The sequence below is a fragment of the Ancylomarina sp. 16SWW S1-10-2 genome (genome assembly GCF_009669305.1).
Classification (GTDB): Bacteria; Bacteroidota; Bacteroidia; order Bacteroidales; family Marinifilaceae; genus Ancylomarina.
On the sequence record NZ_SADB01000012.1, the window covers coordinates 27,800 to 43,057 of the forward strand.

A 15,258-nucleotide genomic window follows, 5' to 3' on the forward strand; every position below is an offset into this window, starting at 1 on the left:
ATATTGAAAAATACAGATTGGTTGAGCAGAACAGAACTGCTCCTAGGAGAAGAAAAATTAGAACAGTTAAAAAATGCCCACATTTTAGTCGTTGGACTTGGTGGTGTGGGTGCATATTCTGCCGAACTGCTTTGTAGAGCTGGCATAGGACAAATGACCATTGTTGATAATGATGATTTGGAGGCTTCAAATATTAATAGGCAATTGCCAGCTACAACAGAAACTTTAGGTAAAAATAAAACGGATGTTATGGCTGAAAGATTACTAGCTATTAACCCAGATTTAAAACTTAGAGTTATTAATGAATACCTACGAGATGATCGAATGGTAGAAGTTCTAGAAGAAACTAAATACGATTATGTTGTAGATGCCATTGACACATTAGCACCAAAAATTATACTTATTTTCCATAGTCTCAAAAACAACTACAAAGTTGTGAGTTCGATGGGTGCTGGAGGCAAAATGGATCCTAGCCAAATTCAGATCAAAGATATTTCCAAATCATACAATTGTAGATTAGCTAGAATGTTAAGAAAAAAGCTTCATCAAATTGGCGTTCGCAAGGGTGTAACAGTTGTTTTTTCGCCCGAGGATGTAGATAAAAAAGCTGTGGTATTAGTGGAATCTAAAAATAAAAAATCGAACGTAGGTACAATCTCTTATATGCCTCCAATATTTGGCTGTTATATTGCTTCGGTCGTTCTTCGCGACTTAGCAGGGAAAAACTAAACCAAGATGAAAGTAGAAAAAAGGCTAAAGGTTAAAGGGGAAAAAGGAAAAACGAGGCAACATTATATACGATTAGAATAGAAAAATTTACATGAAATTAGAGCGCGTTTGCGAGATATGATAAAAACTTACAAACGCCTTTTAATCTATTATATAGGTAAACTTACCACACATCAACAACAATCTGACTAAGAGTATTTTAAAAGACAACTAAACCAATATAAAGAAGAAAAAACCTGTTTTGTTCACACTTTTAAAAAATACACCTAAGAAAAACAGCTTAACAATATTTAATTCAACTCACTTTTTATTACCTTTAAGGTATTAATAAATATACTTAAAAAAGCCGAGTGAGCATGCAACTTTACTATGACATACTGCCTTCTCCTGTAGGTGATTTACTTATTATTACCCAAGAATCTACGCTTATCAAAATTGTTTTTCAAACAAAAAAACAAACTCACACCATCAAATCGGAATGGATACAAGGCTCTGAATTCTTAAAACAAATAAAAGATGAGCTTAATTCCTACTTTGCTGGTGATTTAAAACAATTTTCAATTCAAGTCAATCCGCATGGCACACCTTTTCAAAAACAGATTTGGAAAGAAGTTATGGCAATACCCCACGGACAAGTTTGTTCTTATCAAGATGTAGCGAATAATATTAATAAAGCTTCGGCTTGTAGAGCTGTTGGAAGAGCAAACTCCCAAAATCCTATTCCTATCATAATTCCTTGTCATAGAGTAATTGGGAAAAACGGTAAATTAACTGGTTATGCTGGAGGTCTCAATCGAAAACAAACGTTACTAGAATTAGAAGGTATTAATACAGAACATTACCCAAATCAGTACAAACTTTTTTAATTAATAATACTAGCTATCTTATTAATGGATAATATTAAAATACCTTAACAAGACTCTACTTTCACGTTATTCTGTTTGATAAACAGACTAAAAGCAATACCTTGCGGACTGTTTAATGCGATTTGCTTAACATTTTGCATAATACATATCAAAAAAACAAAACTAAATGACCAATAAAACTGCACACACATTCCACATTCCTGTTATGGGAACAGGATATACAGTGAACACGCCATTACGAGTAGCTCAGTATGGTATTTCGTCTGTAGTTTCTATTATTGATGATGTTCTTCTCGAAAATTTGCGTAATTTTTATAGCAAACAAATGGATTTGCCTTTCCAACCTATTTCCAGTAAAACAATGGATTGTAGGGCCGAAAGAATTACTGCATACCTTAACCTTATGGATAAAATGGTTAAGTCTAAATTCGAAGAAGTCAAAGATTCTTTCATAGAAAAGGGAAAAGAATTTGAAAAATATATGGATCTTCTTCCAGATGTGTCTACACTTAAAAAAGAGATTCAAGACAAAGTCAAAAGCAACAATTACCTAAACGATATTAAGGGTTGGTTAAACGACAATTTGCCTCTTGGCAACATTGATGTTAACATTATGACCAAGGTAGATAAGGAAAATTGCTTTGAAGGAGAACAATTACCATCTGAATACAATGACGCACATGCTGCACTAAGAGGCTATGCCAATAGTACACTTGAATCATCATTGGTTTTATCGGCTGGTATGAATCCACGTCTATATGGCTATTTGGAACAATTCAACGATTTTTATCCTAATAAAGATGGGTATATCAAAAAGAAAATTACGCTTAAGGTAAGTGACTACCGTTCAGCACTAATTCAGGGTAAATTCTTAGCTAAAAAAGGAATTTGGGTTTCTGAATACAGGATTGAATCTGGTCTTAATTGTGGTGGTCACGCTTTTGCTACAGATGGTTCTTTAATGGGACCAATTCTTGAAGAATTTAAAAATAATAAATCAGACTTAATCGCAGATACTAGTGAGCTACTATACGCTGCACTCCAAACAAAAAATCGTCCTGTTCCAGAAGGAAAATTAGATCTACGAATTACCGCTCAGGGTGGTGTCGGCACATCAGAGGAACATGATTTTTTATTAAATTATTACGGAATCAATTCTGTAGGTTGGGGTTCTCCTTTTTTATTAGTTCCTGAAGTTTGCGATGTTGATGAAACAACTTTCAAAACACTTTCCAATGCTAAAGAAGAAGACTTATACCTAAGTCACTCCTCTCCTCTAGGTGTTCGCTTTTATAGTTTGAAAGGAAACACGCGTGATAAAATGGAAAAAGAAGAGCTTAAGAATGGAAAACCAGGAAGTATCTGTACTAAGCGATTACTTGTTTCTAATAAAGATTATACAGAAAATACAATCTGTACAGCTTCTAGACAATATCAAAACCTTAAAATAAAAGATCTACAATCACAAAATTTGAGTCAAGAGGCTTATGATCTTGAGATTGAAAAAATGAGTCGTAAAACCTGTCTTTGTAAGGGTTTATCTGCTTCATCATACCTTGTAAATGGTTTAGATACTTCTGCTGATGGCGATGGCGTTTCAATTTGTCCTGGTCCAAATATGGCTTACTTTTCGGAAACTGCCACTTTAAAACAAATGGTAGATCATATTTACGGACGTTTCAATTTGATTAAGCGTTCCGATCGTCCCAATATGTTTGTTAAAGAATTAAGTATCTATATCAATTACCTAAAAGAAGAAATTTCAGAATTAAAAGATCCTGATAAGAAGTGTCTTCGTAATTTAGAAAAATTCAAGAAAAAACTTCTTAGTGGCATTGAATATTACAATTCATTATCTGAAAAAATAAATGGTAAATACGATCAGATTATAGATGGTATTCAAAAAGATATGTATAAACTAGAAAGTGAACTTAATCAAATTAATATCCTTTCTTAAAACAACTTTCTTAAAAAAAATCCCTTTAAACTCATGTTTAAAGGGATTTTTTTGTGTCTTACTAATTCTATTTCTTAATACCAACCAATTTTTCAAGCATATCAGTTGTTACTGATTTTGGTCTCTCAAGTGGATACCCCAATGCTCTATCCCAAATAATATTAGCACAAATACCTATTGATCGTCCAATACCAAATAAAACAGTATAGAAATCGTAATCTTTCACCCCATAATGCCATTGAATTACACCTGATTGTGCATCCACATTAGGCCATGGATTCTTTGCTTTACCTTGTTTCTTTAGTATTGGAGGCACAACTTTATAAAGTAAGTCTGCATATTTAAAGATTGGATCATTTGGAAGATGTTTCTTACTAAATTCACGCTGTAACTTATAACGTGGATCTGTTTTACGTAATACCGCATGACCAAAACCTGGAATAACTTGACCTGAATTTAGCGTATTCCAAACAAACTGCTCCATTTCTTCGGTAGATGGTAATTTATTGTCCATCTTTTCCATAACCTCATGTAACCAACGCAATACTTCCTGATTAGCTAAACCATGTAAAGGTCCTGCTAAACCATTAATCATCGACGAAATAGAAAGATAAATATCAGACAAGGAACTAGCCACCAAGTGACCTGTGTGAGCACTTACATTACCACTTTCATGATCAGAATGAATAAGGAAATGCAAACGAGACACATCATCATAAGGTTTTTTGATACCCATCATCTGAGCAAAGTTCGCTCCCATATCCAAATTAGGATCAGAACAAATACGATCTCCTTTACGATATAATTTATTATAAATATAAGCTGCAATTTCAGGTAACTTAGCCAAAAGATTTAAGGCATCTTCATAAGTTGCTTCCCAATAATCTTTCTTACATATACCTGCTTTATATTGACGATTAAATACCGACTCTCTATTTAATGTTAAAATAGCTGTCGAAAAGATAACCATTGGATGACTTGACTCTGGGAATGAATCAATTACATCATAAACAAAACGAGGTACAATACGACGTTTCGAAAACTCTTCTATAACTTGATCAACCTCATTATGTGTAGGGAAATCACCCGTTAAAAGAAGGTAAAACAAACCCTCTACCGATGGCATTTCAGCCCCCTTTGGCTTGGGCAAATTTTTAATAACCTCATCAAGTGTATAACCTCGATAACGAATACCTTCTTCAGGATCTAGATAAGAAATATCAGTCACAAGAGATTTGATACCCCTCATACCTCCTATTACTTGTGCGACGGTTACATTATCTACTTTAACATCACCATATTCTTGTAATAAACGCGCAGTTCTTGGTCTATGTTCTGTTATTTTTTTAGATAATTTTGATTTTAAAGTTTCTCTCATATGGTTAATGTCATTATAATATTAGTGGTTTTATTGTTTTTTTTTATTTTTAAGATTCATCTACATATCAATATAAATGAACCTTATTATATATACTAATTGTTTTGTTTACGGATAAGATTCAATGCACTTCCTGCCTTAAACCAGTCTATTTGTGCTTGGTTGTAAGTATGGCAAGCTTCAATAGTATCTTTACTTCCGTCTTCGTGTTTCAAAACAAGAGTTAAGTTTTTTCCTGGTTTAAAATCAGCTAAACCTAAAACATCAATTTCATCCTTTTCTTGAATTTTATCGTAGTCGGCTTTATTGGCAAATGTTAAACCAAGCATACCTTGTTTTTTCAAGTTCGTTTCATGAATACGTGCAAATGATCTCACTAACACAAGTTTAACACCCAAATGACGAGGTTCCATAGCTGCATGCTCTCTTGATGAACCTTCTCCATAATTCTCGTCTCCTACAACAAAACTTGCAAAGCCTTCTGCTTTAATAGCTCGTGCTGTTGCTGGCACCTCTTCATACTTTTTAGATATAGGATTGAAGATAGAATTACTTTCATCATTAAAATAATTGATAGCTCCAATCAACATATTATTTGAGATATTATCAAGATGTCCACGGAAACGTAACCAAGGTCCGGCCATTGAAATATGGTCAGTTGTACATTTTCCTTTAGCCTTAATTAAAAGTTTAAGTCCTTTGTAATCTTGTCCATCCCAAGCTTTAAATGGTGACAATAATTGTAAGCGTTCAGATTCCTTATTAACTTCAATTTTAATACCTGATCCATCTTTTTGAGGCGCTAAATAACCAGCATCCTTAACATCGAAACCATGAGGTGGTAATTCAAAACCTTTAGGCTCATCCAACTTAACTTCTACACCATCTTCGTTAATTAAAGTATCCGTTATAGGATTAAAGGTTAAATCTCCAGCAATAGCAAATGCAGTTACCAATTCAGGAGATGCAACAAAACCATGCGTATTAGGATTACCATCATTACGTTTCGCAAAATTTCTATTAAACGAAGTAATAATCGAATTTTTTCGAGTTGGATCATCCGTATGACGTTTCCACTGACCAATACATGGACCACAAGCATTGGACATAATCACACCACCAATATTTTCAAATTCTTTCAGAATACCATCTCTTTCGGTTGTATAACGAACCATCTCTGATCCTGGCGTTACAACAAACTCCGATTTAACTTTTAGATTCTTATCTCTTGCTTGTTTAGCTAGCGATGCAGCTCTCGATAAATCTTCGTAAGAAGAGTTCGTACATGAACCAATAAGCCCAACTTCTAATTTTTGAGGATAGCCATTCTTTTTAACCGCATCGGCAAAATCAGTCAATGAATGTGCTAAATCTGGCGTAAAAGGACCATTAATATAAGGTTCTAGTTCAGAAAGATTAATCTCAATAACTTCATCGTAGTATTTCTCAGGATTTAAAGCAATCTCATCATCAGATCTTAGGTGAGGCATAATTTCATCAGCTAAATCAGCTATTGCTTCACGACCAGTATAACGCAAATACGTACTCATATTTTTATCGTAACCAAATATCGAAGTTGTTGCTCCAATTTCAGCACCCATATTACAAATTGTACCTTTTCCCGTGCAGGATAAAGCATCAGCACCTTCGCCAAAATATTCAACAATAGCTCCAGTTCCACCTTTTACAGTTAGAATGCCTGCAACTTTAAGAATTACATCTTTAGACGATGCCCAACCACTTAACTTACCTGTCAATTTTACACCAATTAACTTCGGCATTTTAAGCTCCCAAGCCATTCCTGCCATCACATCAACAGCATCAGCACCACCGACACCAATTGCAACCATTCCTAAACCACCAGCATTTACCGTGTGAGAATCGGTCCCAATCATCATTCCACCTGGGAAAGCGTAGTTTTCTAAAACCACTTGGTGAATAATACCCGCTCCTGGTTTCCAAAATCCAATACCATATTTATCTGATACGGATTGTAAAAAATTATAAACTTCGTTGTTCTGTAATAAAGCTTCTTTTAAATCTTCATCAGCTCCGGTAGATGCTTGAATTAAGTGATCGCAATGAACAGTTGAAGGAACAGCTACTTTTGATTTACCAGCATTCATAAACTGTAATAAGGCCATTTGAGCAGTTGCATCCTGCATGGCAACACGATCGGGTGCAAAATTCACATAAGCATCTCCTCTCTTGTATTCCTTTAAGGATTCGTTTGCAAACAAATGTGAATACAAAATCTTCTCACTTAAAGTAAGAGGTTTTCCTAATTTTTTTCGCGCAGCTTCAATTCGTGCTGGCATATTTTTGTAAACGGATTTAATCAATTCGAGGTCAAAAAGCATATTATTGTTTTTTTTGGTTTAGTGTTAAATATATAAAGAGTTATACTCTTTTTTTTGATTTTATTTTTTCGTGTCCCTAAATTAATAAAAAAAACAGAATATAAGACATCAAAGTCTTCTTTTATTAAGTTCTCATCTACTGTTTTTATAGCTTGTTGCCATTATTAAATATCCTAACGAATTTAGATACCTAAATATACTAAAAGCATATAAATAATTCAATTCTATATACTAATATTAATATCTAATAAATTACAGCATATATAGTATGCATAAATCAGCTATTATGATTCACTTTAACTAAAGCTATAATAATTTATGCTAGTTAAAAAATATATAAGAATGATAAGTTAAAATTTTAATAAAAAATAGTAAAAATATTCTCTAATCAGGCTTAAATTGAACATTTGACTAGAAATAGAAGCGTTCTTTTATTTGTTTTGAAATATCATTTTGACTACACGCTTGTTTATACAAAAGATGCGTGTACAGCAATATAATCAACAAGACTTTCGACCTCTGGGGTAAAAGTGTCGCTCCTAAGGAGCTTTAAAAAGACATACACAATTCTTATGCTACCATACTAGCGTTCCTACGGAACTTTAATTACAAATCACTCACTCATTAACTCCTGATTGCAAATCAGGAGCAGCAATATAAGGTCAGCTACTGCAGATATATTATCTGCAGATTCAGAGTTAGGGATTGACAATTCCTAATTTTTAGCTTAGGTGATTCCTAATTACTCGCTCAAAACCCCTAATCACAAATCAAAAGCAGCGAGGGTGGAAAAGCTCGTAGAGCTGGCAATATGATAGAATTAAAATATAATTATAACAAAATTCCAGAGGGATGACAGATAAATTAATTCGAATACATTTGACTCTATCGCTCCTACGAAGCTTAAAAAGACAAACACAATTCTTATGCTACCATACTAGCGTTCCTAACGGAACTAAAAAGAGAAACACAAGTATATTTTTGGGAAAGGTCAGCTTCTACAGATATGTTATCTGCAGATTTAGAGTTAGGGATTTTTAATCCCTAGTTTTTGAGCATAAGTGATTACAAATCACTAACTCAGAAACCCCTAATTATAAATCAGGAGCAGCGAAGATGGAAAAGCTCGGAGAGCTGGCAGTATGGTAGAATTAAAATAGAATCATAACAAAATCCCGTAGGGATGACAGATAAATTATTTCGAATACATTTGACTCTATCGCTCCTACGGAGCTTTAAAAAGACATACACAATTCTTTAGCTAACACACTTACGTTCCTACGGAACTAAATAATGAAAAACACAAGCAACTTTATAAAAAAACTTAGCTACTACAGATTTTGAGAAAGGGATTTACAATTCCCAATTTTCAGCTTTGGTGATTACAAATCACCTACTCATAAACTCCTAATTACAAATAAAAAGCAGCGAGGGTGGAAAAGCTCGGTGAGCTAACAGTATGGTAGAATTACCATATAATACTAACAAAATCCCAGAGGGATGACAGATAAATTATTTCGAATACATTAACTCTATCGCTCCTACGGAGCTTAAAAAGATATACGCTATTCCTCTGCTACCATACTAGCGTTCCTAACGGAACTAAAAAGAGAAACATAAGCATATTTTGAGAAAAGGTCAACTACTACAGATTTAGAGTTTGGGATTTACAATTCCTAATTTTTAGCTTAGGTGATTACAAATCACCCACTCATTAACTCCTGATTACAAATCAGGAGTAGCAAAATGAAATTTTAAATCAAACTACAAGCCTTTTGTGCCAAATTCATGAACCTCTAGATCCTTTATTTGTTTGCCATCAATCGTGAATTGAAGTAGGGTTTGTACTTTATGGAATCCTTGCAAACCTGCTGCGCCAGGATTCATGTGCAACAAATTGAGTTCCTTATCGAACATCACCTTAAGAATATGTGAATGTCCTGAGATAAAAAGTGCTGGCGGATTTCGTTTTATCTCCTCTCTAATCGTTTTATCATATCTTTTGGGATAACCACCAATATGCGTCAACCACACATCAACATCTTCACATTTGAATCTTTGATGCAATGGATAAACTAAGCGAACATCTTGTCCATCAGCATTACCATAAACAGCTGTTAAAGGTGCTACTGCTGCCAAACGATCGGCTGTTTCAATATTGCCAATATCACCTGCATGCCAAATTTCATCGCAACCTTCCAAATGTTTAAATAATTTTTCATCGAGATAGGTATGCGTATCTGAAAGTAAGGCTATTCTTTTCATGAATATAAGTATTTTGCGTAATGTGAATTTTTATGAAAGTCAAAAATAATTGAATTTTCATTGATATATTCATTCGTATGATAATATTGACGTGTTTTCTTTAGAAAAGCTTCCTTTTATTAAACGTATTTTTTAAAATTATGAGTTAGGAACTATAAATATATCCCGCAAATTTCGCAGATAATCACAGAAAATAAATAGACGTTTTCAAAGCTTTTCTACTTCTCATACCTCACAGATGTATAAGTGCTCGTGTTTTGCAAAAGGGATAGTAGCATTTGTTTGAGCTCCTTTGTCTTTTTTTTTGACAAAGAGCGAGTGCGAATAGCCCGACCCGAAGGGGTTTGCCCAAAGAAATATGAATGATTAAAAAAGTAGATTACCCTATTGTTTTTGCTGAATGAAATTGAAACAAATTTGATTTCCATATTTTCTAAAAAGCAAAGTCTAAAATCCACTAAAAATGCTTAATTTTGCGTGCTTTTTATATAGACAAATAAGCAAGTTTGAATTTTGTAAACCGATGAATCAAATTCTCGATATAGAATTCAACAATCCTTTTAATTGAAAGAAAACGACTAGCAATGGCTTTTTTAGACGAAATAAAGAGAAGACGTACTTTTGGTATCATCTCTCACCCCGATGCAGGTAAAACGACACTAACCGAAAAACTTTTGTTATTTGGTGGAGCAATCCATGTAGCTGGTGCCGTTAAATCAAATAAAATTAAGAAAACGGCAACCTCCGATTTTATGGAGATTGAACGACAAAGAGGTATTTCTGTTGCTACATCGGTAATGGGTTTTGAATACAAAGGACATAAAATAAATATTCTTGATACGCCAGGTCACCAGGATTTTGCTGAGGATACTTTTCGTACACTTACTGCTTGTGATTCAGTTATTATCGTAATTGATGTTGCCAAAGGGGTTGAGGCACAAACCAGAAAATTGATGAAGGTTTGTCGTATGAGAAAAACGCCAGTTATCGTATTCATTAATAAAATGGATAGATCGGGTAAGGATGCTTTCGATTTGCTCGATGAAATTGAGGCAGAATTACAACTGAATGTAAATCCTTTGAGTTGGCCTATTAATATGGGACCAGATTTTAAAGGTGTTTACAATATTTACCATAAGAATTTAAGTTTATTCACACCTGCAACTCAAACTATTCAGGAAACTATCGAATTTAACGATATATCTAGTCCTGAATTAGAAGATCATATTGGTGAAGATGCTAAAGTACTTCGTGAAGAGCTAGACCTCATATCGGGTGTTTATCCTGAATTTAGTGTTGAAGATTATCTTAATGCTGAAATTGCACCTGTATTTTTTGGTTCTGCCTTAAATAACTTTGGTGTACAAGAGTTGCTTGATGTCTTTATAAAAATTGCTCCTTCTCCACTTCCATGCCAAACTGTTGAGCGTATTATACAACCAACAGAAGAAAAATTCTCTGGTTTTGTATTTAAGATTCATGCTAATATGGACCCAAATCACAGAGACCGTATTGCCTTTGTGAAAATTGTATCGGGAACTTTTAAACGAAATACCCCTTACCTGCACGTTCGAAATGGAAAAAAAATGAAATTCTCGAGTCCGACAGCTTTTATGGCCGAGAAAAAATCGATTGTTGAAGAAGCGTATCCTGGTGATATTATTGGTTTACACGATACCGGAAACTTTAAAATTGGTGATACTTTAACCGAAGGTGAAAAGATCAACTTTAAAGGTATTCCATCATTCTCTCCAGAACTGTTTAAATATATTGAGAATGCTGATCCAATGAAATCGAAGCAACTTGCTAAAGGGATCGATCAGTTAATGGACGAAGGTGTGGCACAGCTTTTCACCTCGCAATTTAACGGTCGTAAGGTTATTGGTACCGTAGGTGCTCTTCAGTTCGAGGTTATCGAATACCGTTTGCTTCACGAGTATAGCGCATCGTGTCGTTGGGAACACATTAACCTGCACAAGGCTTGTTGGATTAAATCGAACGACGATGAAGAATTGAAAGAATTTAAAAAAGCGAAATACCAATTTATAGCCAAAGACAAGCAAGGAAGAGATGTTTTCTTAGCTGATTCGGGTTATATGTTACAAATGGCACAAGCAAATTATAAGAATTTGGAGTTCCATTTCACTTCAGAATTCTAATTTATCCCGCAGATAACACCGATTTGCACAGATTAAGTAATACTAATTGATAATCTAAAATCATATCAGTTCATAAATATTAACGATCGTCAACGGTCATATAGATTTTAGATTTTTAAAAAATATAAATATGTCTTTAGAAAAAGGATTAAGCTGCACACAAGAACTAACTGTTAAAGAAGAAAATACAGCCATTGCTCATGGCTCTGGAAGTCTTCCTGTTTATGCAACACCTGCAATGGCTGCATTTATGGAAAGTACAGCTGTAAAATGTATCGCTAATGATTTGGATAAAAAACTTGACACAGTTGGTATTCAGATAAATATTAAGCATCAAAAAGCAACAAAAGTTGGTAAAAAAGTAACTTGTACTGCTAAATTAACTGAGGTTGATGGTAAAAAATTGACTTTCGAAATTGAAGCTGCTGACGAAGATGGAAAAATTGGTTCAGCTTTACACAAACGCTATATTATTGATCCTGTTAAATTTATGGAGAGAGCTTAATAAATTGCTAGATTGTTTATCCCGATAGTCATCGGGAGTTAGATGGTTAAATTGCTTAATTGACAGACTGTTAGACTATTAGACTATTAGACTATTAGACTGTTAGAAAGATAAATAATAGCCCATTTGGAGATCATCCGAATGGGCTTCTTTTTGCAATTTTCTTTCTTAAAAGTTCTCCTTGGCAAAGCATTAACCATAAATAACAACCCTAGTATAGGTTGTGTAAATTCAGAGTTCTTATTGGGAAAAAACAGCCATATCAACGCTTAGTTGTTAGCGCCAGTTTTTATATTGATTTTACGTAAGACTCAGTAATCCATCCTTTTAATTCATCATCAATTTCAGTTATCTCAGATAATCTAACTCTGTGTGTGCACATTGTACCAAAAGGTCCAGAATTTTCAAGTCTTTCGGTTATTGGTTTGTCATTCAGTTTGAAGCCTAGATCAATTCTTGTTTTAGTAGCCGGTTTAATTAAAACAAATTGTCGCTTGCGTATAATACTTACACTGCCTTTTTTCGGAGTAATTATTACATCAGAACCCAAGGTATTGACAAATTCAACTAGTTTTTCATAAAGCGGTATTAAATGTTCTTTACCATTATATTGTGCTTCTATTAAGTCATCTGAAGTGTTTTTTTCTTCCTTAGATAAAGTCACTATGGTATTAGCAAATCCGTGTGTTACACCATGCTCAGTTTTTAGGTATTTAACTCCTTCAGAATGTTTAACAAAGGATTTTCCTAGGAGAATTTTTTTCCATTCCGCTAATGATTTACCTGTTTTTTCAGGCATATTATCAATCATTGTTTGTAAGGCTTTATCCATATTGTTTTAGTTCGTTTAGAATATATATATAAAGGGAGATAGTTTACTCTTGTACAAGTCACATGGTTTACACTATATTGTCTGTTAACCGAATACAATTTCCTCTTTGTTTTATATCGTTTATGTAGCCTAAAAATACATTACGATAAAATACTTTCCAAACACCATTCACCATAAGAGTATGAATTCTGTCATCGCATAGGGCAACCAACGGTTCATGTTGGGAAAAAACAGCCATATCATCGCTTCGTTGTTAGCTGTAGACTTTTATTTTATCAAAGCCTTCTTTAGTTCAGCTCTAAATATGTCTGGATTATCAACCCATACAGAGTGACATGAATTTTCAATTACTTTTAACGTTATATTTGGGTAGTCTTTAAGTTGCTCTTTGTGTTTTTCTGCGCTAAAATCTATATAGTCATGCGAGCCCATTATAATAGTAACGTTGCCATTATTTAATACTTTTCTGTAATCGTAATTCCAAGTTAATCCATTTTTCATTATTGCATTCGCTGAACTTTGCTTGTAAAATGCATATCCACTCCCCTGCATTTCTTTTCTTTTGGATATGTCAAAAACATTAAGCGATGCAAATCTGATACGCCATTTTTTAGTTTTCTCTTTATCAGTGAGTAATGAATCGTTTTTGTATGATGCTAATAGTTTCTGCACTTCCTTACGTTCATGCAAGTATTTTACTTGATTATAAAACCTTTTGTCAAATAGATCTGTAAGACTATCCATTTTTGAGAATACAGAACCCACTAACACTAAATTGGAGGTTCTTTCTGGATATTTATTAATAAATTCCATCCCGATTCTTGTTCCCATAGAATGACAGAATAGTTTTGTTTTTTTTAGATTTAACTCATCTGTTAATCTTTTTAAATCTTCAATGTGATTATCAAGGGTGATTTTAGATGATTTACAAGGAGATAATAATGACCCACGTTGATCGTAAAAAACAAAATGAAAATCGTCTTCTAATCCTTCTACAGCTTTCCACATATAATTTTGGTTTGCTCCAAACCCACCATGAACTACTATTACTGTATCTTTCCCTTGTCCAAATTCCTTAACATAAATTTGAACTGTATCTTTTGTATTAAGATACCATTCTTCATATTTTATCTCTTGAGAAAAACAAGAGTTACTAATTAATAAAAATGCAATTAATTTAATTGCTGCACGAAATTTCATATTGGTTTTATTTATAATTATCAATTCTGTCTTTTAGTTTACCGCTAAGGGTGAACTGAATGGGCTAATGGACTTAAAAACACATAATCTTTCTAAACGTCAACGAACCGTTTTGGAGATTCCCCCCACATGCCTTAAGTTTGCAACTTGTGGTCTTTAATCCTGAATAATATGAATTAAGATTTTCCCAACTACTAACTCTATGAGCTTACTATTCTGTTGACATAAATTAGAAATTTGTAACTCCCCCTATAATTGTTTTATAGATAAGAATAAACTAATGTAACATCATTTAGCTAGATCGGCAGTCAAATATAGAACGAAGCCCAATACATTTAATAATTAAACATTGGGCTTACATACATTGTTATGACCACAAGTCACAGACTTGCGGTAGACGGGGGAAATCACTGCATTTAAAGGACTTTCTATTGCAAGATTCACTTTCCTAAAAGTTCCGCAAATTAGATCATTCCCTATAATGTAACAATTCTCTTAACGGTTAAGTCAAGCTACCGTACATGATGGGCAGTTCCTGCCATACGAACGCTTAGTTGTTAGCGGTTTTTCTTCAACATATTATAAAACATTTTCTTTGTAACAATCGTTGAAATTGAATTCTGAAAGTATATTATGCATACAAACACATAAATAGAGAGAATAACAATTAAATCAATTATCAAATTTATACATAAACCATTCAGTACTGATGGTAGACTTAAAAAAAACACTATGACTATAAATGAGTCAATAATAACATTTAATAATCTAGACAAATTTGGCATTTTCCCAATATTTTGCTCGTAGTTTGGACGAATTATTGTCTTTAGATAATTCGATGGATAAAGTAATATCAAAAAAAAGAAAGGTGTTGTTGTGTTAACATAATACCCAATTTTAGAAGTTAAATTCAGAGAATGCATGCCTTGAGGGAAATACTTTAACCAAACAAAAGTCGTGATTAAAGAAAAAATAATTTTATAGTTCAAATATATCAAAAGGAGTTT

At 33.5% G+C, this 15,258-nt stretch carries 10 protein-coding genes; 5 read left to right on the forward strand and 5 right to left on the reverse strand.

Annotated elements, in window-relative coordinates; genetic code table 11:
• The first annotated feature begins 3 nt into the window (after positions 1 to 3).
• The 3 genes from EMN46_RS11510 (at position 4) to EMN46_RS11520 (ending at position 3,552) form a co-directional block, all read left to right on the forward strand.
• Positions 4 to 729 carry a ThiF family adenylyltransferase gene (locus EMN46_RS11510; RefSeq protein ID WP_154200960.1) on the forward strand — a complete coding sequence of 242 codons (726 nt, stop codon included), beginning with the start codon at positions 4 to 6 and terminating at the stop codon, positions 727 to 729.
• Between the two features lie 356 nt (positions 730 to 1,085).
• Positions 1,086 to 1,595 (forward strand): methylated-DNA--[protein]-cysteine S-methyltransferase, encoded by a 510-nt coding sequence (locus tag EMN46_RS11515; RefSeq protein ID WP_154200961.1) that lies wholly within the window; start codon positions 1,086 to 1,088, stop codon positions 1,593 to 1,595.
• Positions 1,596 to 1,761: 166 nt separating this feature from the next.
• Complete coding sequence (locus EMN46_RS11520) at positions 1,762 to 3,552, forward strand: hypothetical protein (protein WP_154200962.1); 1,791 nt, start codon at positions 1,762 to 1,764, stop codon at positions 3,550 to 3,552.
• A gap of 67 nt (positions 3,553 to 3,619) precedes the next feature.
• Here EMN46_RS11520 and EMN46_RS11525 read toward each other — a convergent pair whose 3' ends face one another.
• From EMN46_RS11525 to EMN46_RS11535, 3 genes are all read right to left on the reverse strand, one after another.
• Entirely contained in the window at positions 3,620 to 4,930 is a 1,311-nt protein-coding gene (locus tag EMN46_RS11525) for a citrate (Si)-synthase (protein WP_154200963.1), read from the reverse strand.
• Between the two features lie 95 nt (positions 4,931 to 5,025).
• Positions 5,026 to 7,290 (reverse strand): aconitate hydratase, encoded by a 2,265-nt coding sequence (locus tag EMN46_RS11530; RefSeq protein ID WP_154200964.1) that lies wholly within the window; start codon positions 7,288 to 7,290, stop codon positions 5,026 to 5,028.
• A gap of 1,764 nt (positions 7,291 to 9,054) precedes the next feature.
• Entirely contained in the window at positions 9,055 to 9,555 is a 501-nt protein-coding gene (locus tag EMN46_RS11535; protein WP_154200965.1) for a metallophosphoesterase, read from the reverse strand.
• A 584-nt stretch (positions 9,556 to 10,139) separates the two neighbouring features.
• Between EMN46_RS11535 and EMN46_RS11540 the strand changes: the two genes are divergently transcribed.
• Together EMN46_RS11540 and EMN46_RS11545 are read left to right on the forward strand one after the other, a co-directional pair.
• Entirely contained in the window at positions 10,140 to 11,714 is a 1,575-nt protein-coding gene (locus tag EMN46_RS11540) for a peptide chain release factor 3 (protein WP_154200966.1), read from the forward strand.
• Between the two features lie 130 nt (positions 11,715 to 11,844).
• Positions 11,845 to 12,219 carry a thioesterase family protein gene (locus EMN46_RS11545; protein WP_154200967.1) on the forward strand — a complete coding sequence of 125 codons (375 nt, stop codon included), beginning with the start codon at positions 11,845 to 11,847 and terminating at the stop codon, positions 12,217 to 12,219.
• A 289-nt stretch (positions 12,220 to 12,508) separates the two neighbouring features.
• Here the strand turns inward: EMN46_RS11545 and EMN46_RS11550 are convergent, their stop codons facing one another.
• A complete protein-coding gene (locus EMN46_RS11550) occupies positions 12,509 to 13,051 on the reverse strand; it encodes a DUF4287 domain-containing protein (protein ID WP_154200968.1) in 543 nt (180 codons plus the stop codon).
• 267 nt (positions 13,052 to 13,318) lie between these two features.
• Positions 13,319 to 14,251: an alpha/beta fold hydrolase gene (locus EMN46_RS11555; RefSeq protein WP_154200969.1), complete on the reverse strand. Its 933-nt coding sequence runs from the start codon at positions 14,249 to 14,251 to the stop codon at positions 13,319 to 13,321.
• Positions 14,252 to 15,258: the final 1,007 nt, after the last annotated feature.